The sequence below is a fragment of the Streptomyces sp. NPDC007971 genome, assembly GCF_042958635.1.
In the GTDB taxonomy this organism is placed as follows: domain Bacteria; phylum Actinomycetota; class Actinomycetes; order Streptomycetales; family Streptomycetaceae; genus Streptomyces.
On sequence record NZ_JBIBJK010000012.1, the window covers coordinates 193,810 to 217,514 of the forward strand.

Here is a 23,705-nt window from a genome sequence, read left to right on the forward strand (position 1 = left end):
GCCAAAGTGCAAGCGGTGGGGAGAATGGATGGCGTGAACAGGACGAGGACCGGCGGACCGGTGGGAGCGAATCTCTTCGCTGTGCGCAGCCACAACACCGCTTTGGTGCTGGATCTGCTGCGGGCGGCCGGGGGCGAGGGCGTCAGCCGTCTGGAGCTGGCCGAGCGGACCGGGCTGACCCCGCAGGCCGTCAGCAAGATCACCGCGCGGCTGCGGGAGGCGGGACTCGCGGCGGAGGCCGGGCGCCGGGCGTCCACCGGGGGCAAGCCGCGCACCGTGCTGCGGCTGGTGCCGGAGGCCGGGCACGCGGTCGGCGTGCAGCTGGACCGGGACGAGCTGCGCACGGTGCTGGTGGACCTCGACGGCACCGTGGTGGGGGACCGGCGCAGGGCACTGGACCTCGGGGCCGGGGCCGGGGCGGTCCTGGGCGAGGTGGCCGATGCCGTGCAGGAACTGGTGGGGGAGGTGCTGGAGACCCCCGGCCGTGGGCTCGGCGAGATCCCCTCGCTGCTCGGTGTCGGCGTGGCTCTCCCCGGTCCGCTCGATCATGCGGGCGGGGTGCTGCACCGGGTGACCGGGTTCCCGGAGTGGGAGGGGTTTCCGCTGCGCGACGCGCTCGCGGAGCGGCTGGGGGTGCCGGTCGTGGTCGACAAGGACACCAACGCCGCCGCGCTCGGCCTTGCGGTCGGCGGCGAGGGCGGGTCCTTCGCGTATCTGCATCTCGGTACGGGCCTGGGAGCCGGGCTGGTCATCGGCGGCAGCGTGCACCGGGGCGTGCGGACCGGGGCCGGGGAGTTCGGCCACCAGGTCCTCCAGCTGGACGGGCCGGTGTGCGAGTGCGGGGACCGGGGGTGCGTGGAGGCGCTGTGCCTGGCGGCCGTGAGGCGGGGAGAGCCGGCCGAGGCGGCACGGGTGCTGGGAGTGGGAGCCGGCAACCTGGTGGCGCTGCTGGACATCGATCTGGTGCTGCTCGGCGGGCGGACGGTTGCCGCGGCGCCGGAGGCGTTCGTCGGCGGCGTCGCCGAGGTGCTCGACGCCCGGGCCCGGCGCGAGGGGGCCCTCGGGGCGCCGGTACCGGTCCGGCTCGCCCCCGGCGGAGAGAGGGCCGTGGCGGAGGGCGCCGCACAACTCCTCCTGGCTCCCCTCTTCGGCCGGGCGGACGACTGAAGGGGCCTGTCGGGTGGGCTGTGGGGCGTGCCTGTCGGGTGGTGTCGGGTGGGCTGTGGGGCGTGCCTGTCGGGTGGTGTCGGGTGGGCTGTGGGGCGTGCCTGTCGGGTGGTGCTGATATGCCCCCAGGCGCTCGTCAGGGGTTGTGCGCGTGGGGGCAGCCGGGCGCCCGCTCCAGCTCGGTGGTCGGTGGTCGGTGGTTGAGACTTGCACGACATCGAGGATGGGCCGTTTGTCGGCGTCGGTCCCACGGTGCTGGTCGCATGGCGCCGGCCGCGGTTCCGGATCCCTCCTGGTGACCCGTCTCACCCCTTTAGTTCATTGTTCAACTATCTTGGGAGTCGTAGCTTGAACAGCGCCACAGCAGTGGCAAGTGCCACCGCTCGCCGTGCAGGGGGCGGTGGACCGCGCAAGGAGGAAACACGATGCAGAAGCTCATGCGGCGCCTTGTGACCGCGGGCGTGTCCGCCGCGCTCGCCGGAGGTGCTCTTCTCGTCGGGGGCGGCTCCGCCGGAGCGACCCCCCTTCAGGCGGACGGGCATGTCTCCGCCCGGGTCGCCGCGGCCGGGAGCCACCCCGACTCCTGGGTCGCGGACCAGCTGACGACGGCCGACCCCTGGGTCGCGGGTCAGTTGGAGGCGGCCGACCCCTGGATCTCCGGCCAGCTGCAGGTGGCCGACTCCTGGGTCACCGGTCAGCTCGCGATGTTCGCACCCTCCGGCGGCGCTGCTCATCGATGGAGGGCGGGCGGCGCTGCGCCTCGGTAGAGGGCGGCCCGCGCTGTTCCTCGCTGTCGGACGGCCCGCGCTGTTCTCCGGCAACCGGCGGCACGCACTCGTCCCGCTCGGCCGATCGGGCGGACCCGCCCCTCGCTCCCGGAGCGGCGGCCCGGTCCCGCCGCCCCGGTCCGGCATGGTCATGTGTTCATGCGACTGTGCACGTCCCTGTCCCTCTGTCTGGCCGCAGCCGCCGCTCTCGTACCCGTGTCGTCGGACGCCGCCCACGCGGACACGGCCGATCCCCCCTGCGCGGCCTCCGGCGGCCGTACCTTTCCGCTGGCCACCCGCATCCGTGGCGGACCCACCTCCTACGAGGCGGGCGGCGGCTACGGCACCTGGTACATCGACCTCACCAACACCACCGCGCGGACCTGCACCGCCATCCATCCGGTCGTCGTCCTCGTCGACGGCAAGCGCACCCTGAAGCCGTCCCAGGCGGAGCTGGACTTCTATGCCGGTGCCGGTGCCCACCCCGTCACCTTCGAGACCACCGACGAGCAGGAACTGGTCGGGGTGCTGGACGCCGAGGGGTTCGGCGGGTTCACCGTGGCGCCGGGAAAGACCGTGTCCGTCAAGGTCAGACTCGCGGTCGCGGTGGATGCCGCCTCCGACCAGGTCACCGCCAACGCGGCCGTCGTCCAGCGCCGGGGCGAGGACGGGGACTGGGTCGGGCAGTCCAACGACTACCGCTTCGGGATCGGGCAGGAAGTGGACACCACGGGGACGGCGGATCCGGACGCGACGGCCGCCCCCGAGGGGACGGCCGGTCCGGACAGCACCGCCGATCCGGAAGGGACGGCGCGCCCGGAGGGGACGGCGGATCCGGAGGCGACCCAGGTCGCCCAGGCCACCCCGGCCGGTACCCCCGAGCCCACCGACGGCAGCTCCGAGGCGGACGGCACCTCCCTGCCCTTCGCCGCGGAGGCCGAGGAAGCCGGGGAGCGGGCCCGGGAACTCGCCCGCACCGGCCCCGGGTTCGCGCGCGGACTGCTCGCGGCCGTCGCCGCACTCCTCGCCGTCGGCGGGAGCGCCTTCGTGCTCGCCCGGCGGCGCCGCTGAGCTGCCGACCGCCTGCGACAGACAGGCCCCCGTCTGCGACGATCACTGCGTGGACTACCCGAACGACCAGGCCCCCGGCGCCCCCGTCCGCTCCGGCATCCCCGAGCACGGGCGCATCCCGAAGTACTACGCGGTGAAGGCGCGCATCGCCGGACTGCTGGAGGAACTGGGGCAGGACAGCGTCATCCCCACCGAGCGCGATCTCGCCGAGCGCTACGACGTCGCCCGCGAAACCGTACGGCAGGCCGTGCGGGAACTGGTGCTGGAGGGGCGCCTGAGGCGGCGCGGTCGGGGGACCGTCGTGGCCGGGCCCAAGCTGGCCCAGCCACTGTCCCTCGCCAGCTACACCGAGGGAGTGCGCCGGCAGGGCCGCACGCCCGGCCGTACCCTCGTCACCCTCGACCGCTTCCCCTGCCCCGAGCCCCTCGCCGCCGAGGCCGGGCTCACCCGGGGCGAACCCGTCTGGCACCTGGAGCGGGTGCTGCTCGCCGACGACGAGCGGGTCGGGCTGGAGAGCACCTACGTCGCGGTCGAACGGGTTCCGCGTCTCGACGCCGACTTCGATCCCGACTCCTCCTTCTACGCCTATCTGAAGGCCCAGGGCATCGACTTCGGCGACGCCGACGAGCGGCTGGAGACCGTGCTGGCCACCCCTCGCGAGGCCCTGCTCATCGGCACCCCGCCGGCCCTGCCGATGCTGCTGATCCACCGTGTTTCCCGGGACACACAGGGACGTCCGCTGGAGCGCGTACGCACCCTGTACCGCGGCGACCGGTTCTCCTTCACCGCCCACCTCAAGGGCTGAGCCCCCTCGTACCCGGGGGGCCGGCCGGCCCGCCCGGCAGTTCGGCCGCCACCCGTCTCGCGGGTGATATCGACCGGAATCAACCCATCGACACCCTCTCTGAATGTCACGAGAAGATAACGGGTCTAGCCCAAACGTGATGGGTCGTTCACGCTCTCGTTGTCAGCCGGACCCTTCCGGTTCCCCGATCCCGAGGAGCGTTGCCGTCGTGAGAGTGACAGTCGTCGGAGCAGGCGTGGTGGGCACCATGCACGCCTGGCAAGCAGTGAAGCGCGGCCACCAGGTCGTCCAGATCGAGCGTGAGGCGGAGGCGCGCGGCGCCTCGCTGCGCAACTTCGGACAGATCTGGGTCAGCGGCCGTGCCGGTGGAGAAGAGCTGGAGACCGCGCTGCGGGCGCGGGAGCTGTGGGAGGGGATCGGCGCACAGGTGCCCCGGCTCGGGTTCCGGGCCAACGGGTCGCTGACCCCGGTGCGCGGCGACCTCGAACTCGCCGTCGCCGAGGCCGCCGTGGCCCGCCCGGACGCCGCGGCCCGCGGCTACAAGCTCCTGACGCCCGGCGAGGCCCGGGCGCTCAACCCCGCCCTGCGCGGCGATTTCACCGCGGCCCTGTACTGCGAGCGCGACGCCGCCGTCGAGCCGCGCACGGCCCAGCTCGCCCTGCGCGAAGAGCTGCTGAAGTCCCCGAACTACACCTTCCTGCCGGGCCGTGAGGTGCGCGAGGTGGTCGGGACCGGGACCGTCCGCGACGACCACGGCGACGTGCACCACGCGGACGCCGTCGTCCTGTGCACCGGCGCCTGGCTCGGCGGACTCGTCCGCGAGCTGGCCGGGCCCGGCCTGCCCGTGCGCCGCGTCCGCCTCCAGATGATGCAGACCGACCCACTGGGCGAGCGGCTCACCACCTCGGTCGCGGACGCCGACAGCTTCCGGTACTACCCGGCCTACGCCTCCCCGGCGCTGGAGGAGCTCAACGCCGGCCGGCCGCAGGCGCGGACCGCCGCCGAGCACAAGATGCAGCTGCTCATGGTGCAGCGGGCCGACGGCGGCCTGACCATCGGCGACACCCACGAGTACGAGCACCCCTTCGCCTTCGACACCCTTGAGGACCCCTACGACCACCTCGTCGGGGTCGTCGAGTCCCTCCTGGGCCGGCCGCTGCCGAAGATCCGGCGACGCTGGGCCGGCGTGTACGCGCAGTGCACCGACACGAGCCGGGTCGTGCACCGGCAGCAGGTGAGCGACGGAGTGTGGCTGGTCACCGGGCCCGGCGGGCGCGGTATGACCTGCTCGCCCGCGATAGCCGAAACGACCGCGAACGAACTCGGCTGGTGAGGAAGTTGACCGCAGACATGACCACAGACATGACCCCAGACATGACCGCGGAGACGACCGCAGACATGACCACGGACGCCCCCGACATCCGTCTCGTCGTCCTCGACATGGCCGGCACCACCGTCGCCGACGGCGGCCTCGTCGAGCGCGCCTTCGAGGCGGCCGCCGCGCAGCTGGGCGTCGAGCCCGGCTCGGCCGACCACACCGAGAAGCTGGACTACGTCCGCGCCACCATGGGCGAGTCCAAGATCTCCGTCTTCCGGCACCTGTTCGGGGCCGAGGACCTCGCCCGGCGCGCCAACACCGCCTTCGAGAAGGCGTACGGCGACCTCGTCGACGCCGGGCTCGTCGCCCCCGTCCCCGGCGCCCGCGAGGCCATCGAGGAGATCGCCGCAGGCGGCCGTACCGTCGTCCTGACCACCGGCTTCGCCCGCGTCACCCAGGACGCCATCCTCGCCGCCCTCGGCTGGCAGGACCTCGCAGCGCTCACTCTGTGCCCGGCCGACGCCGGCGGGCGCGGGCGGCCCTTCCCGGACATGGTCCTGGAGGCCTTCGTGCGGACCAAGGCCGCCGAGGACGTCCGGCAGATCGCCGTCGCCGGCGACACCTCCTACGACGTGCTCAGCGGCGTACGCGCCGGAGCGGGCCTGGTCGCCGGCGTCCGCACGGGCGCCCACGGCGACGACGCGTTCCGCGCGGCCGGCGCCACCCACGTCCTCGACTCCGTCGCCGCCCTGCCCGCGCTGCTCACCGGGGCCCGGTGAGATGGGCATCCGCTTCGACTCCGTCACGGTCGCCTACGACGGCAACATCGTCCTCGACTCGCTCGACCTGACCGTCGAGCCCGGCGAGGTCATGGCGCTCCTCGGGCCGTCCGGATCCGGCAAGACCACCGCGCTGCGGGCGGTCGCCGGGTTCGTGCGGCCCGCCTCCGGGCGCGTGTTCCTCGGCGACCGGGACGTGACGGACCTGCCGCCCCACCGGCGCGGCATCGGCATGGTCGTCCAGCAGTACGCCCTGTTCCCGCACCTGCGGGTGGACGACAACGTGGCCTTCGGACTGAAGGCCCGCAAGGCTCCCAGGGGCGAGATACGCGGGCGGGTCGCCGAGGCGCTGGAGATGACCGGCATGGCCTCCTACGCCCGCCGCTACCCGCGGGAGCTGTCCGGCGGGCAGCAGCAGCGCGTCGCCATCGCCCGCGCGCTCGCCATCCGGCCCGACGTGCTGCTCCTGGACGAGCCGCTGTCCGCGCTCGACGCCCAGCTGCGCTCCGGAATGCTGGCCGAACTCGCCCGGCTGCACCGGGAACTGCCCGACGTGTCCATGCTGTACGTCACCCATGACCAGGTCGAGGCCCTCACCCTGGCCGACCGGATCGCGGTGATGGACAAGGCGCGCCTGCAGTCCTGCGGGACGCCGAGGGAGCTGTACCGGGCCCCGGCCGACGAGTTCACCGCGTCCTTCGTCGGGAACGCCAACCTGCTGCCGGTGACCGTCGGCCACGGCGGCGTCGGCTTCGCAGGGGCCGACCTGCTGGTCGACACGGCGGGCGCGGTCGCGGGCGCACGGGCCACCCTGTGCGTACGGCCGCACCTGATCGGCCTCGGCGACGGACCCAACCGGATCACCGGCACCGTCAGCGAGATCCAGTGGCGGGGCTCCACCCACCGGCTCTACGTCGACGTCGACGGGCAGCAGGTGATGGCGGACCTGCGCGAGCTGAGGAACCCGCCGGTGCACGGAGACACGGTCGCCCTGCACTTCGCTCCCGACGACGCGACGCTGCTGCCCGCAGGGGTGAGCCATGGCTGAGGCCGTCACGAAGGCGCGGGCGGCGCACGGTCGTTCGCGCCCCCGCTCAGGCAGCGGCTCGGCACGGACGACCCTGCGCTCCTGGCTGGCGGCCCTGCCGCCCCTCGCCCTGCTCGCCCTCTTCTTCCTCTACCCCCTCGCCCTCGTCGTCCAGCAGTCCTTCCAGCCCGACAGCGGCGGCACCTCCGTGCAGCCGTACGCCGACGTCTTCGCCTCCGAGGCGTTCCGGCACGCGCTGTGGACCACCGTGTGGCTGGCCCTGGCCGCCACCGCCGGATGCCTGGTCCTCGGCTTCCTGCTGGCACTGGTCATCGCGTTCGTCCCGTTCCCCGGGGCGAAGGCGGTCGCCAGGTTCGTGGACGTCTTCCTGTCCTTCCCGTCCTTCCTCATCACCCTGGCGCTGCTGTTCATCTACGGCAGCGTCGGCATGGCCAACGGCCTGTGGACGGACGTCACGGGTGCGGCGGACGGACCCTTCCAGTTCCTCACCACCCCCTGGGGGGTGCTGCTGGCGGAGGTCACCTACTTCACACCGTTCGTGATGCGGCCGCTGCTCGCCGCCTTCTCCCAGCTCGACACCGCTCAGCTGGAGGCGGCCAGTTCGCTCGGCGCCCGCGCCCCCCGCATCGTGCGGCAGGTGATCCTGCCGGAGGCGCTGCCCGCGCTCGCCGCCGGCGGGAGCCTGGTCCTGGTGCTGTGCCTCAACGAGTTCGGGATCGTGCTCTTCACCGGCGCGAAAGGGGTCACGACCCTGCCGATGCTCGTCTACAGCAAGGCGATCCTCGAGTCCGACTACCCGGGCGCGTGCGTGGTCGCCGTCGTCAACGTCCTGATCTCCGTGGGGCTGTACGGCCTCTACCGGGTGGTGAGCCGTCGTGCTGGTGCATAGCCGCAAGGCCAAGTGGGCCGTCTGGGCGGTGTTCCTCCTCCTCTTCCTGCCCCTGTTCGCCCTCCCCCTGCTCGTCGTCCTCGGCGCCTCCTTCGCCACCCACTGGTCCAGCGTCCTGCCCTCGGGCCTGACGACGGCCAACTACCGGTCCGCCACCCGCGGGGAGGCCCTGCAGGCCCTGACCACCAGCCTGGTCACGGCCGTCTCCGCGAGCCTGCTCGCCCTGGCTGCCGGCACCTGGGCCGCGCTGGCCGGAGCAGCCATGAAAAACCGCCACCGCCGCGTCCTGGACGCCCTGTTCGTGCTGCCGGTCGCCGTCCCGTCCGTGGTGGTCGGGCTGTCGGTCCTGGTGGCCTTCTCCAAGCCGCCGCTGCTGCTCAACGGCACCCGGTGGATCGTGATCCTCGCCCACACCGTGCTGGTGACCGCCTTCGCCCACCAGTCGGTGTCGGCGGCGATCACCCGCCTCGACCCGGCGTACGAACAGGCCGCCGCCTCCCTCGGGGCCCGGCCCGCCTACGTCCTGTGGCGGGTGCGGCTGCCGCTCCTGCTGCCCTCGCTGACCGCCGCCGCGGGCCTCTGCTTCGCCCTGTCCATGGGTGAGCTGAGCGCCACGATGATGCTCTATCCGCCCGACTGGACCCCGCTTCCCGTCCTGATCTACGCGGCCACCGACCGCGGCGCCCTGTTCACGGGGTCCGCCGTCGCGGTGGTCCTCATGGCCGCGACCCTGCTCGTCCTGTTCGCCGTCTCCCGGGTCCGCACCAGAGCCTCCTACCGCTGACCCCGTAGCGCCTCTTCCGCAGATCCCGTAGCGCCTCCTCCCGCTCCACCCCTTCCGCCGCAAGGAGTTCATCCCGCCATGCCCAGAAACACCCTCAGACTCGCCGTCGCCGTCACCCTGCTCGCCACCCCGCTGCTGTCCGCCTGCGGCGGCTCCTCCGCCGCCTCCGACGAGAAGGCCGTCACCGTCTACAGCGCCGACGGTCTCAAGGGCGAGAACGGCGACGGCTGGTACGACAAGGTCTTCGCCGACTTCACGAAGCAGACCGGGATCAAGGTCAAGTACGTCGAGGGCGGCTCCGGCGAGATGGTGCAGCGCGCCGTCCGCGAGAAGAACAACCCGCAGGCCGACGTCCTCGTCACCCTGCCGCCGTTCATCCAGCAGGCCGACAGCAAGGGCCTGCTGGAGAAGTACGAGCCCAAGGACTCCGTCCAGGTCAGCGGCGGTGACAAGGCCGTCGACGGCACCTGGACCTCCGTCGTCAACAACTACTTCGGCTTCGTCTACAACAAGAAGGAGCTGAAGAAGGCCCCCACCACCTGGGACGAGCTGCTCGACGGCAAGTACAAGAACAAGCTCCAGTACTCCACCCCCGGCGTCGCCGGCGACGGAACCGCGGTACTGATCAAGGTGATCCACGACTTCGGCGGCAAGGAGCAGGCCCTCGCCTACCTGAAGAAGCTCCAGGCCAACAACGTCGGGCCGTCCGCCTCCACCGGCAAGCTCGCCCCCAAGGTCGACAAGGGCGAACTGCTCGTCGCCAACGGCGACGTGCAGATGAACTACGCCCAGGGCAAGACCATGCCCAACCTCGGCATCTGGTTCCCGGCGAAGCAGGGCGGCAAGCCCACCACGTTCGCCCTGCCCTACGCGGCCGGCCTGGTCACCAAGGCCCCGCACAGCGAGAACGGCAAGAAGCTCCTCGACTTCATGCTCGCGCAGAAGCAGCAGCAGGAGGTCAGCGAGATCGGCGGCGGCTTCAGCGCCCGCTCGGACGTCAAGGCCGTCGACGCCAACGCCATCGCGCTCGCCAAGCTGTTGAACGGCGTCGACATCTTCTCGCCGTACTGGAACGACATCGACAAGAACCTCACGTCGTACGTCGAGGACTGGAAGTCCGCCACCGGCAGCTGAGGCCTTCGGGAGTCGCCGCCCAACTGCTGCCGCCCCGCCGTATCCGTTCGTCCCGCCGTCGTGGCCGGTCGCGCAGTTCCCCGCGCCCCTTTGGGAGTTGCCCGTCCCGTTGGCTGTTCCGCACCGCCCCTGGTACCGCCGGGGGCGGTGTCATGACCACCGTCCTGCACGTCCACCCTCTCCTCCGGAGGAACCCGTGCCCAGCCTGTCCCGTCGTGCCTTCCTCGTCTCCGCCGCCGCGGTCGCCGTGTCCGCCGGGCCGCTCACCGCCGTCGCCCGCGCCGCCGGCAAGGCCCCCAAGGTCCTGGTCATCGGCCTGGACGGCGCCCTGCTCCAGCGCATCAAGGACGCCGACGCCCCGAACCTCGACGCCCTGATGGCCGTGGGGCTCACCGCGCCCAGCAGCATCTACGCCAACCCGCTCGCGCCGACCCTGTCCGGCCCCGGCTGGTCCACGATCATCACCGGTGTCTGGCCCGACAAGCACAACGTCAAGGACAACAGCTTCACCGGTTCCCGGTTCGACCGGTACCCGGACTTCCTCACCCGTGTCGAGACGGCGAAGCCGCAGCTCGTGACGTACGCCGTCGCCTCCTGGGCGCCGATCACCGACACGGTCTTCTCCCCGAAGGTCGACACCCGCGTCTCCACCCCGAGCGCCGAGTACGACACCGGCACCACCTCCCGCGCCGTCGCCGGGCTCAGGGACGGCAACCCGGACGCGGTCTTCGTCCACCTCGACAACATCGACCACGCGGGCCACAGCTACGGTGCCGCCTCGCAGCAGTACCTGGACGCCATCCACGGCGCCGACGCCCAGGTCGGCCAGATCGTGGCCGCCGTCAAGGCCCGGCCCACGTATGCCGACGAGGACTGGCTGATCATGGTCACCGCCGACCACGGCCACACCGACCCCGGCGGCCACGGCGGCTCCACCCTGCAGGAACGCCAGACCTTCCTGATCGCCACCGGGCCCACCCTCGCGGCCGGCTCGGTCCGCTACGACGTGAAGATGCCCGACGTCGCCGCCTCCGCGCTCGCCCACCTCGGCATCGCGATCGACCCCGCCTGGGACCTGGACGGCCGCCCCGTCCAGCAGCCCGCCCCGGACGACTTCGACGCCCTGCGCGGCCGGCTGCAGTCCCGCGTGGACGAGACCGGCATCCCGGCGGGCATCCTCGGCTTCACCCACACCCCGCCCGCCGGCTGGTCGGTGGACAACTCCGCGATGGGAACCGGCGGGGTCACCGAGTGGCGCGGCTGGTCCTTCACCACCGACGAGTTCTGGACCCAGGCGCAGCGCGACCAGAACCGGGAGTGCAACGTCCGCGCCCGCAACGTGTTCGCGGTCGCCGACGGCGACGAGTGGAACGACAAGACCCTCACCGGCACCTTCGACTCCACCCTGGTCAGCCCCGCCTACCCGGTCACCGGCGGCCGCACCGCGACCCTCGCCTACACCACCTACTACCGGCAGGAGTCCCCGCAGAAGGGCGAGGTCCTCGTCTCCTACGACGGCGCCGCCCCCGTCTCCGTGCGCACCTACACCGCCGACGTCCCCTCGCGCACCGAGACCGTCACCCTCCAGGTCCCGGCCGGGGCGACCACCGCCCGCGTCCGCTTCCGTTACACCGGAGGGAACAACTGGTACTGGGTCGTCGACGGAGTGCGGATCACCCAGTGATCGCCCCGTCCTGACCGGGGTCAGGATCAGGCCGCCTGATTAGGCTGGGGGCGTCGGTACGCCGTGGTTCCGGCGCCCCCGCTTCTTGACCAACGCACGCCAGGAGACGCAAGCACATGGCAGACCGCAAGCCCATCGAGTCGTGGCTCACCGACATGGACGGCGTCCTCATCCACGAGGGAGTCCCGATACCGGGCGCCGACGCGTTCCTGAAGAAGCTCCGCGACTCCGGGCGCCCCTTCCTGGTGCTCACCAACAACTCCATGTACACCGCCCGTGACCTGCACGCCCGGCTGCGCCGGATGGGTCTGGACGTGCCGGTGGAAAACATCTGGACCTCCGCCCTGGCCACCGCCCAGTTCCTGGACGACCAGCGGCCCGGCGGCAGCGCCTACGTCATCGGCGAGGCGGGCCTGACCACCGCGCTGCACGACATCGGTTACATCCTCACCGACCACGAGCCCGACTTCGTGATCCTCGGCGAGACCCGCACCTACTCCTTCGAGGCGCTGACCAAGGCCGTGCGCCTCATCAACGACGGCGCCCGGTTCATCGCCACCAACCCCGACAACGTCGGCCCCTCCACCGAGGGCGACCTGCCCGCCACCGGCTCGGTCGCCGCCCTGATCACCGCCGCCACCCGCAAGAAGCCGTACTTCGTCGGCAAGCCCAACCCGCTCATGATGCGCGCCGGGCTCAACGCGATCGGCGCGCACTCGGAGAACTCCGCGATGATCGGCGACCGTATGGACACCGACGTCCTCGCGGGCCTGGAGGCCGGGATGCGCACCTTCCTGGTGCTCTCGGGCGTCACCCAGCCCGACGACATCGACCGCTACCCCTTCCGCCCCTCCCAGGTCGTCGACTCCATCGCGGACCTGGTGGACCTCGTCTGACCAGGGACGATCAGCCAGGCACGACCGGGGACGGCCGGGGACGGCCAAACCCCCGTCACCCGCATGGAGCAGTCGCGCGCCTCCCGAGGATGCGGAGGCGCGCCCCACGGGGGAGCCTCCCAGTATCTGGAGGTTCACGATGGGTTCACTCAGCCTCACTCTCTGTGCGGGATTCCTGGCCGCCGCCGCCCTCGGCCCGGCGGCGTACGCGGCCGACGACGGCCAAGGCCTGTCCGTGACCCCGGCCTCCCCGGCCCCGGGCACCGATGTGGCCCTCACCGTGCGCGGCTGCACCGGATCCCAGGGCACCGCCGCCTCGTCCGCGTTCGTCGCCGACGCGTCCCTGACCGGCACCCAGGGCGCCCTGTCCGGAGAGACCCGCGTCCGCTCCTCGGTGGCCCCCGGCGCCTACGACGTGCGGATCACCTGCGCCGGCACCGTGCTCACCAGGAAGATCACCGTGGCCGCCAAAGGATCCGGGCAGTCCGCCGCGACCGACCTGTTCAGCCAGTTCAGCCAGTTCGGCCAGTTCGGCCGGTCCGACGCCTCCCCCTCTCCCGTCGCCCCCGTCGAGGCGGGCGGCGGCGGCACCGCGCACTTCGCCACGGTGGCCGGCAGTGAGTCCGGCCCCGACACCGTCCAGGCGGTCACCGGCCTGGCCCTCGCCGGGACCGCCGCGGCCGCCGTCGGGCTGCTCAGGGCCCGCCGGAGCCGCGGCAGGGACTGAGGACGCGCACCGCCATGGCCGACGGGCAGGCACGCGCCAACGGCGCCGGGCGTCTGATCGTGTTCCTGGCCTGGGCACTTCTGCTGCTCGGGCTGTGGCTGTGGGGACGCAGCGTGACCGGCGTACCGCAGAGCCCGGCCGGACCCGCCACCGGTGACGTGACCGGCCTCGGCCGCCCGGTCGTGCTGCCGCCCGCGGCCAAGCCGCTGGGGGCCGCGCTCCCGCAGCGCATCGACATCCCCGAACTGGGCGTGCAGGCGCCGGTGGTGGCCCGCGGCCTGGACAGCCGGGGCGCCGTCGAGCCGCCGCCCTTCGACCAGGCCGGCGTGGTCGGCTGGTACCGCTCTGGAACCACCCCCGGCGCGGCCGGGACCGCGCTGTTGGTGGGACACGTCGACACCCAGACCCGGCCGGCCGTCTTCTACAAGCTCAGCACCCTCCAGCCCGGCAGGACGGTCCGGGTGGTCCGCGCGGACGGCAAGGTCGCCGACTTCACCGTCGACGACGTCCGCGTCCTGGCCCGCGAGGACTTCGACGCCCGGCAGGCCTACGGCCCCCGCAAACCGGGCCGTGCCGAACTCCGCCTGATCACCTGCGGCGGATCCTTCGACCGCACGAGCCACAGCTACACGGCCAACGTCGTGGTCTCCGCGTACCTCACCGGCACCGGATCCTGAACACTCTTGCGACCTCGTGACCGGCACCGCGGGTGTGCCACGATGGGCATTCGGAACAATGCGCCCAGGGGGGAATCGCATGTACGACAGCACGGGGGTCCGGTCCCCGGCCCGGGCACGGGCGTTCGCGGCGGTGCTGGGGGCTGCACTGCTGCTCGCCGGGTGCTCCTCCGGCGGCGGGGACGAGGCCGGCGACCCGGGTGCCCCGATCACTCAACAGCCCAGGTCCGCCGACCCGTTCTGGGTGAATCCGGACGGCAACGCGGCCCGCCAGCTCGCGGCCTACGTCAAGGCCGGCAAGAAGACCGAGGCCGCACGGATCCGCAGGATCGCCGAACAGCCGACGGCGGAGTGGATCGGCCCGGAGAACCCCGAGCAGGAGGCCCGCGGCTTCACCGAGGCCGCCGAGAAGTCCGACCGCACCGCCCTGCTCGTCCTCTACAACATCCCGCACCGCGACTGCGGCCAGTACTCACAGGGCGGCGCCGCCGACGGCAACGCCTACCGCGCCTGGATCGACGGCGTCGCCCGGGGCATCGGCGACCGCGCCGCCACCGTCGTCCTCGAACCCGACGCCGTGCTCCACCTCGTCGACGGCTGCACCCCGGGCCAGTTCCACGAGGAGCGCTTCGACCTCCTCAAGGGCGCCGTCGCCAAGCTCAAGTCCCTGAAGAACACCAAGGTCTACCTGGACGCCGGCAACGCCGGCTGGGGCCACCCCGACCAGATCTTCCAGCCCCTCCAACAGGCCGGCATCGACCAGGCCGACGGCTTCGCCGTCAACGTCGCCAACTTCTACTCCACCAAGGACTCCATCGCCTACGGCAAACAGCTCTCGGCCAAGGTGGGCAACAAACACTTCGTCGTCGACACCAGCCGCAACGGCAACGGTCCCTACCGGACCGGCAACCCCGCCGAACGCTGGTGCAACCCTCCCGGCCGCTCCCTGGGAGAGACCCCGACGACGAAGACGTCCGACCCGCTGGTGGACGCCTACCTGTGGGTGAAACGCCCAGGGGAGTCGGACGGCACCTGCAAGGGCGGCCCCAAGGCGGGCCAGTGGTGGCCGACCTATGCTCTGCAGCTCGCAGACGGGACAGCCACCTAGGGGCGCGGGGAACTGCGCGACCGGCCACAGCGCTCCCGCACCCGAAGGCCGAACCCGCGGGAGCGCTAGGGCACCTTCACCCACTGGGCCTTGCTCGGCGTCCCCTGATCGTCGTCCACGAACAGCATGTACCACCCCGACGGCACCAGATTCCGGCTCTTCGGCACCGTCACAGTGATCTTGTCCCCGGACGTCCTGAAGTCCAGGGCGACGGACCGCTGATCCACATCGGTGACGTGCGTGGACGCACTGGGCCGGATCAGCCGCACCTTCTTGATGCTCGACGCGTGCTGTGACGTGAACGTCCCGGAGGCCCCCCGCGCGATCGTCTGCGGCCCACCGCCGAGCGACGGCCGCGAGTCGCGGTACAGGTACGGCGGCGTGTAGATCTCGATCCGCTGCTCGAACTTCCCCGGCTTGGTGTTCGCCCGGTCCCCGTACAGCGAGTCGGATCCGAAGAACATGACCCGCCCGTCCGGCAGCAGGATCGAGCCGGAGTGGTAGTTCCGCCCCACCAGCGGATCGGCGACCTGGGTGAAGCTGTTGCTGTCGGGGTGGTACAGCCGGGCCTGCAGGATGTTGGAGTCGCCGCGCCCGCGGTAGTCCTCCGAGCCGCCCGACACCAGCACGGTGTCGTCGGGCAGGACCGAGGACTGCGGATACCGGGTCCCCTTCTCCAGCTGGGGCCCGTCCACGAACCGGGGACTTCTGGCCTTCAGCCCGATGATCCGCGTCTTCTTGCTGGACAGCTTGGACTCGCCGACCCCGCCCCCGCCGATCACCATGAACTTCTCGTCCTGCGCCGGAGGCAGCAGTACGGTCCCGGACGTCTCCATCCTGTCGGGATCGCTGAGCCCGGGCAGCTTGGTGAACCGGTTGGTGCCGACGTCCCAGATGCCGGGCTCACGCCCCACGTTGTCCGGTCCGTACCCCGCGTTGGAACCGGAGTAGAAGATCTTGCCGTTCTGCATCAGGAACAGCGCCGGATACGTCGGGAACTGCCGGATCTTCGAGGTGTACGTCCACTTCTTGGTCCTGGGGTCGAAGATCTCGTTCTTGCCCGGCACCAGCTGACCGATGTCGTCGAGACCGGAGACGCTGAGGATCTTCCCGTCCGAGAGCGTGGTGAGCGTCGGGTACCAGCGGGCCTCGTTCATCGGGTCGACCTTGATGTACCGCTCGGCGACCGGGTCGAACTCGTAGGCGTCGCGGATGCCCTGGAAGTCCTTCTTGTCGAGGGCGAGCTTCTGCGCGATGCCGTAGGTGTTGCGCGCGTCGGGGCCGGACAGCCCCTGGATCCGGTAGTTGTCCTGGGTGCCGGTCTCGTACTTGGCGCCGCTTCGCTGCGCCTCGACGTAGATACGGCCGAGCCCCGGGTCGTTGCGCAGGAACGCGCCGGTCGCCGGGTCGAAGACCTTCTTCGCGCGCGGCACCAGCACCGGGTCCTTGGAGACGAACGTCCTGCCGTTGGACCTGCCGGTGAACTTCGTGCCCGCGGGCAGCGTGATCGGCTTGTCCGGGTTCTCGTTGTGGACGATCATCAGGCCGCCGGCCTTGGTGACGTCACCCTTGAGCTTCTCGTACCGCTTGGTGCCGCCCGCGATCAGCAGGTTGCCGTTGGCCAGCTGGGTGTGGCCGGTGCAGAACAGGTCGCTGGGCGTGGGGATCTTCTTGATGGTGCCCTTGACCGGGTCCCAGATGCGGGTGTCGAACTTCTTCTTGTCGAAGTTGTCCTGGTTGTTGCCCGAGCCGGCGACCAGCAGCACCTTGCCGGTGTGCAGGAGCGCCGCGTGGATGGTGTCCTGGCGGTACTCCGGAGGGAACTCGACGATGTCCCAGTGGCCGTTGGAGGCCTTGTACTCGGGCTTGTTGATCTTGTACTGGTGGTACTGCTCGGTTCCGAAGCGGTAGAGCCACGGCCCGTTCATCCCGGCCAGCGCTAGTACCACCGCGGTGCCTATCGCGAGTCGACGGGCACGGCGGCGGCCGGCCTGGTCCTTCATTCCTTACGTCCCCCAAGCCCACCCGAGGCGGTCTGCATGTTCTGGTCGTCGTCCCCCGCGGTGCCCCCGCCCGGCCCTCGGGGCGAGGCGGCCCAGGTGGGCCGCTGCTGACGGGCGTGCGGGGCGTAGGCCGCGTACTGGGCGGGCACCGCGTCCTGCGGCTCCGCCACCGCCACCGCCGGTGCGGGTGCGGGCGGGGCCACGGTGGCAGCCGTCGCGGGCCGGGGCCTTCCCTTCTCCTGCCGCAGCGAGTACTGCCAGGCGAACATCGGCGACGCGGTGATCAGCAGGGCGAAGATCGCCCACGTGATCATCGCCGGGTGGGAGTGCCCGAGGACGAAGCCGGCCGTGAGCGAGCCGGCGAAGACCAGGATGAAGAACCAGTGGACCCGGAAGGTCCCGAACAGCGTGTCGGGGCTGGCCGAGTCGCCCTTCGGGGTCACCACGAACTTGCTCTTGCGGCGCAGCACCGCGTCCATCAGCGAGCGGGCGTAGATCGGCGCGGACAGGGCCGACATCACCATGCCCGCGACACCGCCGGAGCCCTCCGGCTCGTGCGGGGAGACGTTGTGGCGGCGGTTCCAGATGTACAGGCCGATCTGGAGCGCGGAGGCGTTGCCGTAGAGCATCAGCCACACGGTCGGGTCGATGTTCACGCCCGAGGCGCCCAGGCCCAGAAAGAGCGCGCAGCTCAGCGCCGCGAGGATCCAGTTGAGGGCGGACATCGGGTAGAAGATGATCATCATCGTGTAGTTGAAGAGCTTGCCGGGCGGCAGCGAGAAGAAGCCCTTCCAGTACTGCTTGAGGATCGTCTCGTAGGTGCCCCGGGACCAGCGCAGCTGCTGGGTGAAGAAGTCGGTCCAGGCGTTCGGGCCCTCGCCGACGGCGAGGACGTCCGGGGTGTAGACGGACCTCCACTTCCGCCCCGTCGCCGGGTTCTTGGCGCGGTGCATCTCGAACCCGGTGGCCATGTCCTCGGTGATCGAGTCGTACAGCCCGCCGATCTGCTTGATGGCGCTGATGCGCACGGCGTTGGACGTGCCGACGAACATCGGGGCGCCGTAGCGGTTGCCGGCGCGCTGGATCAGCGCGTGGAAGAGGAACTGCTGCGACTCGGCGGCCTTGGTGACGAACGTGTCGTAGTTGCCGTAGACCTGCGGGCCGATGACGAAGCCGACGTCCGGGTCGCGGAAGTAACCGAGCATCCGCTCCAGGTAGTTGGGCAGCGGAACGTGGTCGGTGTCGACGGAGGCGAAGAAGTCGTAGTTGTCGCCGTGCGCCTCCAGCCAGGCGTTGTAGTTGCCGTGCTTGGTCCTGGCGCGGTGCGGGCCCTTGGGCTGGTTCCACCGGGCGACGCCCTTGCGGGTGAAGTGGTGGACGCCGAGCCGGGCGCAGACCTCCTTGACGGCCGGGTCGTCGCCCTCGTCCAGCAGCCATACGTGCATCAGGCCCCGGTGGCGCAGCCTGACCGCCGCCTCAAGGGTCTTCGTCACCATCTCCAGCGGTTCCTTGCCGGGCACGAAGGAGGTGAGGAAGGCGACGCGCGTGCCGGTCTCGGGCACGACCGGGACCGGGTCGCGGGCGACCAGCGTCGCGTGCGCGTTGGAGAGCACGTTCATGCAGCGGAAGAACTCGATCAGACCGATCGAGACCAGCATGACGACGTCGAGGGCCGGCAGGAAGTCGTAGGCCGGGTAGTCGCGTTCGGTCCAGTGTGAGGGCTGCAGCAGCCAGGCCAGCAGGACCAGCGACAGCAGCGGGGCGGCGCCCAGCATGAGCGCGGCTCGTATGCGGTGCGGCTCCTGCGAGAGCAGCGAGCGGTACTGCACCGTGTAGGGCTTGCCCGGGTCGGGCTGGGTGAGGGGACCCGCAAGCCGGCTGTAGTGCTCGTAGTCGTATCTCGGAAGGCTCTTCTTGATCCTGCGGAACTGGCCCGTGTGGTGCGTGAGCGTCCGCAGACGGGTGGTCTGTGACGGGTCGTTGTGTTGGTCTTGGTGTTGATCTTGGCTCTGCCGGGCGCCCGTCGGCGTCGACGTCATGAGTCATTCCCCCCACACGCAGGTCACCGCGTGTTCGTCGGTTCGTCCGCCCGTTCGGGGTCCCCTCGGCCGTCACGGGCAGGCCAGTGGTGAGTCGCCGTCACCACGCCTTGCACACCACAGAGACACAGGACTGCGACCTTCCGGTTGCATGATGCCCCCCTCGGCACCGATTCATGAACGGGGCCCCCTACCCCGTTGGTGGGCAACCGGTTCGTTCTCCCCCAACTGCCGCGGATCCGCGGCTGTGTGAACAACCAGAGTTCTACGGCGTTCAGCATGATCGCAAGACGCGAAACGCCGTGTTTACCGGTCAAACCCGTTCATTGTGGCGCGGGTGGGGCTCGGGGGGCTCGGATGCGCCGGTGGGGGAGAGGCGGGCGCGGATGTTGCCGAAGTGGTTCCTTATGGCCTCCTCCGCGCGTATGGAATCGCCCGAGCGGACCGCGTCCAGGATCTCCCGGTGCTGACGGCAGGTCACCCGTGGGTCCTGGGGCACGTCCACCAGGTCCCGCTGGACCCGGTGGAAGGCGTCCCAGAACGCCTCCAGCACCTCGCTGAGCAGGACGTTGTCAAGCCCCCGATAGAGGGTGGCGTGAAACGCCCGGTCCGTTTCGGCGAGGCCGCGTCCCTCGGCGGCCTCCTGTTCCATACGGTTCACCAGGCCGTCCAGTTCAACGAGGTCCGCCCGGGGCAGCCGCCCGGCCAGCCGCGAGACGAGCCCCGTCTCGACCGCCTCGCGCAGCTCCAGCAGCTGGAGCAGGGAGTCCTCGCCCCGGTAGTGACCCGCGACCGTGCGGAAGGCGAGGCCCTCGATCATCGGGGCGAGCGACATCGGGCCGACATACGTCCCGAATCCGTGCCGGATCTCCACGATCCCCATCGCCTGCAGCGCCTTCAGTGCCTCCCGCACCGAGTTCCGGCTCGCCCCGAGGTACTCCATCAGCTCGGGCTCGGTCGGCAGCGGGGCGCCCGGGGGCAGCCTGCGGTCGATGATGAGCCTCTTGATCCGCTCCTGGAGGTCACGAGCTGCCATGGCCAGAGGGTATCCGGACAAACAGCAAGAAGGTCCCCCGCTCGCACGGGGGACCTTCTTCACAGGTGCGGACGGTGCGGGCGGCGGAGGCCCGCCGCGCGCGGCACGGTCGCGCAGAAGCAGAGATGGCGAGCCTGATCCGCTTGCTGCGGACGTGGCTCGCCATCGTCATTGTGCGCCGCCAGGGACTCGAACCCCGGACCCGCTGATTAAGAGTCAGCTGCTCTAACCAACTGAGCTAGCGGCGCCTGCTGACAAAGAGAACTCTACCCGACCTGGAGAGGTGCTTCCGACCACCCGTCCGTGTCCGGGAGGGGCGGCCGCGGGGGCTGTACATCATTCGGACCGTCAACATGCGCGCCCGGACCACAGTTGTGAAACTGATCAACGTGGACACTTGCGGATATTTCCACCCCGAATGTGAGGCAGATCGCATGACCACCCCGGTGTTCGAGGACGTCGACCCCGTGAGCGACTGTGACTGCCCCGGCTGCGTCCATGCGCGGCGCACGGGCCCCGGCCCGCTGCCCGCCCGCTTCGGCGGCCGTCCGGCGGCCCGAGGAGTCGTGATCGTGGCCGCCGCCGCGTCCGCAGCCCTCGGCTCGGCCCTTCCGGCCGCCGCCCTCGCCTCCCCCTACTCCTCGCACCGTCCCGGCGCCCCTGTCGCGGACGGCGACCCCGCCACCCCGCAGGGCAAGAGGTCCCCGCTGTTCGGCCCGGACGCGGCCGGACCGGTCAGGCCTCCGGCCGTGCCGACTCCCGCCACCACCCGGACCGACATCATCAACCGGGCCAAGGTCTGGGTCGCCGCGAAGGTGCCGTACAGCATGAGCGCCTACTGGACCGACGGTTACCGGCAGGACTGCTCGGGCTATGTCTCCATGGCCTGGGGCCTCGGCACCAACGAGTGGACGGGCAGCCTCGACCAGTTCGGTGTCAAGATCACCAAGGAGGAACTCCAGCCCGGTGACATGCTGCTCTTCCACAACCCGGACAACCCCGAGAACGGCTCCCACGTCGTGATCTTCGGAGGCTGGACCGACTACACCCACACGTACTACACGGTCTACGAGCAGACGCCCCCGCAGACCCGCAGTCAGGCAACCCCCTACCCCTACTGGACCCACGCCGACAAATACGTGCCCTACCGCTACAAGGGCGTGCCCGCCGGCGCCGTGGGCAAGAGGCCGGCCACCGCCGACGACAAGCCGCCGACGCGTTCCGCGGGCGCCGTGCACGCCGGTCCCTTCCTGCACGGCAGGGGCACGGCACCGCGGCCGGCCGGCCCGTCCCGGACGCCCGCCTCGCACGGCGTGCCCGGCTATCCCGGCCGGAACTTCTTCCGTCCGGGCCAGGAGAACGAGTACATCACCGAGCTGGGCAGGCGGCTGATGGAGAAAGGATTCAGCGGCTTCTACGCCACCGGGCCCGGTCCGCGCTGGGGCGAAGCGGACCGGCGGGCCGTGGCGGCCTTCCAGCGCAGCCAGGGCTGGCGCGGCGGCGCGGCGGACGGCTACCCGGGCCCGGAGACCTGGCGCCGTCTGTTCGCCTAGCCGCATCCGTGCTGCGCGCGGCCCGTCCCCGCCGCGCGCAGCCGGACCCCCTGATCCCACTCCCACTGTCGGTACCCCTGTCATGACGCATCTGGCGCGGAGGCTGGAGGCACGCATGAGTACGACCACGTCACACACTCCCGAGTCCGAGGAACAGCCCGACGGGCCGACGGCCACGGCGGCCCCGCTCGGCCCCGGGGTTTCCGCCGGCCTGGCGGGCTCCGGGGTTTCCGCGGGTCTGGCGGGCCCCGGGGCTTACGGGGGCCCGGCGGGCCCCGGGGGCACGGCCGTCCGTCCGGGCCGGCTGATCCAGAACGAGGTGACCACCGAGATCCCCGTCCACCTGCTCTTCCGCGACGAACCGGAGCCGGTGCCGGTACCGCTGAAGCCCGCCGTGGTGGGCCGCCGCCAGGGCACCGGCGAACAGCCGCGCCTCACCCGCCCGGCCCCGTCCCGCGGCCGGGCGCTGCCGCAGATCGACCCGGAACTGGTGGAGCGGCCGGCCGGGGTGCTGCCCGGCGTGGCCGGGGTGCTGGCCGGGACGGCCGGCTTCGTGGGGTGCCTGGCCACCTCGTGGTGGGCGGGCGTGCTGCCGCCCCTGGCGATGGAGTCGCTGCGCCTGCCGGCGGGCACGGGCGCGGGTCTCGGGCCCGCGCACTGGGCGGCGTTCGCCGGGGCCGGGGCGCTGGGCCTGACCGGATTCGGCGGCCTGGCCCGGGGGCGCACCGGGCAGGCTCGGCTGCTCGGGCTGTTCGGGCGCTACCGGGGGACCGTCCGGCGCACCGGTCTGATGTGGGTGAACCCGCTGCTGCGCCGGCGCCGGGTCGACGTACGGCTGCGGCACTGGCGCAGCGAGGCGATCCCGGCGGCGGACGCGAGCGGGGTGCCGCTGCGGGTGGTGATGCTGGTGGTGTGGCGGGTGCGGGACACCGCGCGGGCCGTGCTGGGCATCGAAGACCACGAGACCTATCTGCGGGAGTGCGTGGAGGCGGCGCTGGCCCGCGTTCCGGTGGAACCGCCGGGCGGGACGCGGGGCGGGGCGGCGGCCGGGGAGACGCTGACCCGGCTGGTCGCAGCGGACGCGGGGCCGATCGGCCTGGAGGTGTTCTCGGTGCAGCCGGTCCGGGTGGAGTACGCCCCCGAGGTCGCGGCCGCGATGCACAAGCGCCGGATCGCCGCGCTGGACGCCCGGCAGCGGTCCAGCATGCTCAACTCGGTCGTGGACTCGGTGGAGGACACGGTGACCCGGCTGACCATGCGCGGTCTTGTCGAACTGGACGACTACGAGCGCAAGGTGCTCGTCCGGGATCTGACGGTGGCGTTCTGCTCGGGGCGCGGGGAGCCCGTGTGAGCCCCCCGGGGGGCGGCTTGCGCGAGGACCCGTGAGGACTGCTCGCGATTGGTATGGACATGTTCAACTAACGCTCATAATCTGGAACTTGGTCTAGACCTACCGCACAGCTCGGCTCAGTGAACCTCCCCCACGTTCTCCAGGAGCGGCAGCATGCGCACCAAGACCAGACTGTCCGCGTTGTCCGCATCCGTGCTGGGTGTGGTGACCGCCGGAGCCTTCGTGCTCTCCACCGGCGGCGCCAGCGGGCACGGCTACACCGACCTCCCCATCAGCAGGCAGAAGCTCTGCCAGAACGGCACCGTGGCGAACTGCGGCGACATCCAGTGGGAGCCGCAGAGCGTCGAGGGCCCGAAGGGCTTCCCGGCCGCCGGGCCCGCCGACGGCCAGATCTGCAACGGCGGCCTGAGCAGGTTCGCCCAGCTCAGCTCGCCCACCACACCGTCCGGCGCGGCCTGGCCGACCACCAGGGTGACCGGCGGTCAGTCGTACACGTTCCGCTGGCAGTTCACCGCCATGCACGCCACGACGGACTTCAAGTACTACGTCACCAGGCAGGGCTGGAACCAGAACCACGCCCTGACGCGCGCCGACCTCAACCTCACCCCGTTCCTGACGGTGCCCTACAACGGCCAGCGTCCGCCGGCCACCCTCAGCCACAGCGGCACCCTGCCGTCCGGCCTGAGCGGTCACCACGTCATCCTCGCGGTGTGGACCATCGCCGACACGGGCAACGCGTTCTACGCCTGCTCGGACGTCACCTTCTGATCCCCCCTCGGGTAGGGTCCGCGTGCGCCGGTGCGACCGCTTCCGGACGGGCCTCGGGCGCACGCGAGTCCTGACAGGCCGACGCACGGGGGTACGCGCGC

21 protein-coding genes and 1 tRNA gene are annotated in these 23,705 nt (G+C 71.4%); 18 read left to right on the forward strand and 4 right to left on the reverse strand.

Translation table 11 applies throughout. The features are described from left to right. The first annotated feature begins 24 nt into the window (after nucleotides 1-24). The 15 genes from ACFZCP_RS25780 (at nucleotide 25) to ACFZCP_RS25850 (ending at nucleotide 14,854) form a co-directional block, all read left to right on the forward strand. Nucleotides 25-1,167, forward strand: a complete 1,143-nt coding sequence (locus tag ACFZCP_RS25780; protein ID WP_391430452.1) for an ROK family protein — start codon at nucleotides 25-27, stop codon at nucleotides 1,165-1,167. A gap of 425 nt (nucleotides 1,168-1,592) precedes the next feature. Beyond that, entirely contained in the window at nucleotides 1,593-1,934 is a 342-nt protein-coding gene (locus tag ACFZCP_RS25785) for a hypothetical protein (RefSeq protein ID WP_391430455.1), read from the forward strand. A 159-nt stretch (nucleotides 1,935-2,093) separates the two neighbouring features. After that, on the forward strand, nucleotides 2,094-3,005 hold the full coding sequence (locus ACFZCP_RS25790) for a hypothetical protein (protein ID WP_391430458.1): 912 nt from the start codon (nucleotides 2,094-2,096) through the stop codon (nucleotides 3,003-3,005). 49 nt (nucleotides 3,006-3,054) lie between these two features. Further along, nucleotides 3,055-3,810 (forward strand): UTRA domain-containing protein, encoded by a 756-nt coding sequence (locus ACFZCP_RS25795; RefSeq protein WP_391430462.1) that lies wholly within the window; start codon nucleotides 3,055-3,057, stop codon nucleotides 3,808-3,810. A gap of 208 nt (nucleotides 3,811-4,018) precedes the next feature. Continuing rightward, a complete protein-coding gene (locus ACFZCP_RS25800) occupies nucleotides 4,019-5,143 on the forward strand; it encodes a TIGR03364 family FAD-dependent oxidoreductase (protein ID WP_391430465.1) in 1,125 nt (374 codons plus the stop codon). A 17-nt stretch (nucleotides 5,144-5,160) separates the two neighbouring features. Further along, complete coding sequence (locus ACFZCP_RS25805; protein ID WP_391430468.1) at nucleotides 5,161-5,907, forward strand: HAD family hydrolase; 747 nt, start codon at nucleotides 5,161-5,163, stop codon at nucleotides 5,905-5,907. 1 nt (nucleotide 5,908) lies between these two features. After that, on the forward strand, nucleotides 5,909-6,955 hold the full coding sequence (locus ACFZCP_RS25810) for an ATP-binding cassette domain-containing protein (protein ID WP_391430472.1): 1,047 nt from the start codon (nucleotides 5,909-5,911) through the stop codon (nucleotides 6,953-6,955). Beyond that, a complete protein-coding gene (locus ACFZCP_RS25815; RefSeq protein ID WP_391430475.1) occupies nucleotides 6,948-7,844 on the forward strand; it encodes a 2-aminoethylphosphonate ABC transporter permease subunit in 897 nt (298 codons plus the stop codon). Before ACFZCP_RS25810 ends, ACFZCP_RS25815 begins: the two co-directional genes overlap by 8 nt. Next, entirely contained in the window at nucleotides 7,831-8,628 is a 798-nt protein-coding gene (locus ACFZCP_RS25820; RefSeq protein WP_391430478.1) for an ABC transporter permease subunit, read from the forward strand. Before ACFZCP_RS25815 ends, ACFZCP_RS25820 begins: the two co-directional genes overlap by 14 nt. A 78-nt stretch (nucleotides 8,629-8,706) precedes the next feature. Then, nucleotides 8,707-9,762 (forward strand): 2-aminoethylphosphonate ABC transporter substrate-binding protein, encoded by a 1,056-nt coding sequence (locus tag ACFZCP_RS25825; protein WP_391430483.1) that lies wholly within the window; start codon nucleotides 8,707-8,709, stop codon nucleotides 9,760-9,762. Between the two features lie 196 nt (nucleotides 9,763-9,958). Continuing rightward, nucleotides 9,959-11,446, forward strand: a complete 1,488-nt coding sequence (locus ACFZCP_RS25830; RefSeq protein WP_391430488.1) for an alkaline phosphatase family protein — start codon at nucleotides 9,959-9,961, stop codon at nucleotides 11,444-11,446. Between the two features lie 116 nt (nucleotides 11,447-11,562). Further along, complete coding sequence (locus ACFZCP_RS25835; RefSeq protein WP_391430491.1) at nucleotides 11,563-12,342, forward strand: HAD-IIA family hydrolase; 780 nt, start codon at nucleotides 11,563-11,565, stop codon at nucleotides 12,340-12,342. A 139-nt stretch (nucleotides 12,343-12,481) separates the two neighbouring features. Beyond that, on the forward strand, nucleotides 12,482-13,069 hold the full coding sequence (locus ACFZCP_RS25840) for a hypothetical protein (RefSeq protein WP_391430494.1): 588 nt from the start codon (nucleotides 12,482-12,484) through the stop codon (nucleotides 13,067-13,069). Nucleotides 13,070-13,083: 14 nt separating this feature from the next. Continuing rightward, on the forward strand, nucleotides 13,084-13,746 hold the full coding sequence (locus ACFZCP_RS25845; RefSeq protein ID WP_391430497.1) for a class F sortase: 663 nt from the start codon (nucleotides 13,084-13,086) through the stop codon (nucleotides 13,744-13,746). A 79-nt stretch (nucleotides 13,747-13,825) separates the two neighbouring features. Then, entirely contained in the window at nucleotides 13,826-14,854 is a 1,029-nt protein-coding gene (locus ACFZCP_RS25850; protein ID WP_391430500.1) for a glycoside hydrolase family 6 protein, read from the forward strand. Nucleotides 14,855-14,919: 65 nt separating this feature from the next. Here ACFZCP_RS25850 and ACFZCP_RS25855 read toward each other — a convergent pair whose 3' ends face one another. From ACFZCP_RS25855 to ACFZCP_RS25870, 4 genes are all read right to left on the reverse strand, one after another. Then, on the reverse strand, nucleotides 14,920-16,857 hold the full coding sequence (locus ACFZCP_RS25855; RefSeq protein ID WP_391430505.1) for a galactose oxidase-like domain-containing protein: 1,938 nt from the start codon (nucleotides 16,855-16,857) through the stop codon (nucleotides 14,920-14,922). Next, nucleotides 16,854-18,896 (reverse strand): glycosyltransferase family 2 protein, encoded by a 2,043-nt coding sequence (locus ACFZCP_RS25860; protein ID WP_391430508.1) that lies wholly within the window; start codon nucleotides 18,894-18,896, stop codon nucleotides 16,854-16,856. Before ACFZCP_RS25860 ends, ACFZCP_RS25855 begins: the two co-directional genes overlap by 4 nt. Nucleotides 18,897-19,209: 313 nt before the next feature. After that, nucleotides 19,210-19,932, reverse strand: a complete 723-nt coding sequence (locus ACFZCP_RS25865) for an FCD domain-containing protein (RefSeq protein WP_391430512.1) — start codon at nucleotides 19,930-19,932, stop codon at nucleotides 19,210-19,212. Between the two features lie 174 nt (nucleotides 19,933-20,106). After that, nucleotides 20,107-20,180: transfer RNA gene (locus ACFZCP_RS25870), tRNA-Lys, on the reverse strand. A 186-nt stretch (nucleotides 20,181-20,366) separates the two neighbouring features. On the opposite strand from ACFZCP_RS25870, the gene ACFZCP_RS25875 reads away from it, so the two are divergent. From ACFZCP_RS25875 to ACFZCP_RS25885, 3 genes are all read left to right on the forward strand, one after another. After that, nucleotides 20,367-21,485, forward strand: coding sequence for a peptidoglycan-binding protein (locus ACFZCP_RS25875; protein ID WP_391430515.1), 1,119 nt, complete (start codon nucleotides 20,367-20,369; stop codon nucleotides 21,483-21,485). Nucleotides 21,486-21,600: 115 nt separating this feature from the next. Continuing rightward, on the forward strand, nucleotides 21,601-22,836 hold the full coding sequence (locus tag ACFZCP_RS25880; RefSeq protein ID WP_391430518.1) for an SPFH domain-containing protein: 1,236 nt from the start codon (nucleotides 21,601-21,603) through the stop codon (nucleotides 22,834-22,836). A 153-nt stretch (nucleotides 22,837-22,989) separates the two neighbouring features. After that, entirely contained in the window at nucleotides 22,990-23,604 is a 615-nt protein-coding gene (locus tag ACFZCP_RS25885) for a lytic polysaccharide monooxygenase (protein ID WP_391430523.1), read from the forward strand. The last annotated feature ends 101 nt before the right edge of the window (nucleotides 23,605-23,705 follow it).

What these genes read in the sequence shown, in the direction of transcription:
- ACFZCP_RS25780 (WP_391430452.1), top strand. Translation starts at nt 25, where the DNA reads ATGGATGGCGTGAACAGGACGAGGACCGGCGGACCGGTGGGAGCGAAT.
- ACFZCP_RS25785 (WP_391430455.1), top strand. Translation starts at nt 1,593, where the DNA reads ATGCAGAAGCTCATGCGGCGCCTTGTGACCGCGGGCGTGTCCGCCGCG.
- ACFZCP_RS25790 (WP_391430458.1), top strand. Translation starts at nt 2,094, where the DNA reads ATGCGACTGTGCACGTCCCTGTCCCTCTGTCTGGCCGCAGCCGCCGCT.
- ACFZCP_RS25805 (WP_391430468.1), top strand. Translation starts at nt 5,161, where the DNA reads ATGACCACAGACATGACCCCAGACATGACCGCGGAGACGACCGCAGAC.
- ACFZCP_RS25810 (WP_391430472.1), top strand. Translation starts at nt 5,909, where the DNA reads ATGGGCATCCGCTTCGACTCCGTCACGGTCGCCTACGACGGCAACATC.
- ACFZCP_RS25815 (WP_391430475.1), top strand. Translation starts at nt 6,948, where the DNA reads ATGGCTGAGGCCGTCACGAAGGCGCGGGCGGCGCACGGTCGTTCGCGC.
- ACFZCP_RS25825 (WP_391430483.1), top strand. Translation starts at nt 8,707, where the DNA reads ATGCCCAGAAACACCCTCAGACTCGCCGTCGCCGTCACCCTGCTCGCC.
- ACFZCP_RS25835 (WP_391430491.1), top strand. Translation starts at nt 11,563, where the DNA reads ATGGCAGACCGCAAGCCCATCGAGTCGTGGCTCACCGACATGGACGGC.
- ACFZCP_RS25840 (WP_391430494.1), top strand. Translation starts at nt 12,482, where the DNA reads ATGGGTTCACTCAGCCTCACTCTCTGTGCGGGATTCCTGGCCGCCGCC.
- ACFZCP_RS25845 (WP_391430497.1), top strand. Translation starts at nt 13,084, where the DNA reads ATGGCCGACGGGCAGGCACGCGCCAACGGCGCCGGGCGTCTGATCGTG.
- ACFZCP_RS25850 (WP_391430500.1), top strand. Translation starts at nt 13,826, where the DNA reads ATGTACGACAGCACGGGGGTCCGGTCCCCGGCCCGGGCACGGGCGTTC.
- ACFZCP_RS25855 (WP_391430505.1), bottom strand. Translation starts at nt 16,857, where the DNA reads ATGAAGGACCAGGCCGGCCGCCGCCGTGCCCGTCGACTCGCGATAGGC.
- ACFZCP_RS25860 (WP_391430508.1), bottom strand. Translation starts at nt 18,896, where the DNA reads ATGACGTCGACGCCGACGGGCGCCCGGCAGAGCCAAGATCAACACCAA.
- ACFZCP_RS25865 (WP_391430512.1), bottom strand. Translation starts at nt 19,932, where the DNA reads ATGGCAGCTCGTGACCTCCAGGAGCGGATCAAGAGGCTCATCATCGAC.
- ACFZCP_RS25875 (WP_391430515.1), top strand. Translation starts at nt 20,367, where the DNA reads ATGACCACCCCGGTGTTCGAGGACGTCGACCCCGTGAGCGACTGTGAC.
- ACFZCP_RS25880 (WP_391430518.1), top strand. Translation starts at nt 21,601, where the DNA reads ATGAGTACGACCACGTCACACACTCCCGAGTCCGAGGAACAGCCCGAC.
- ACFZCP_RS25885 (WP_391430523.1), top strand. Translation starts at nt 22,990, where the DNA reads ATGCGCACCAAGACCAGACTGTCCGCGTTGTCCGCATCCGTGCTGGGT.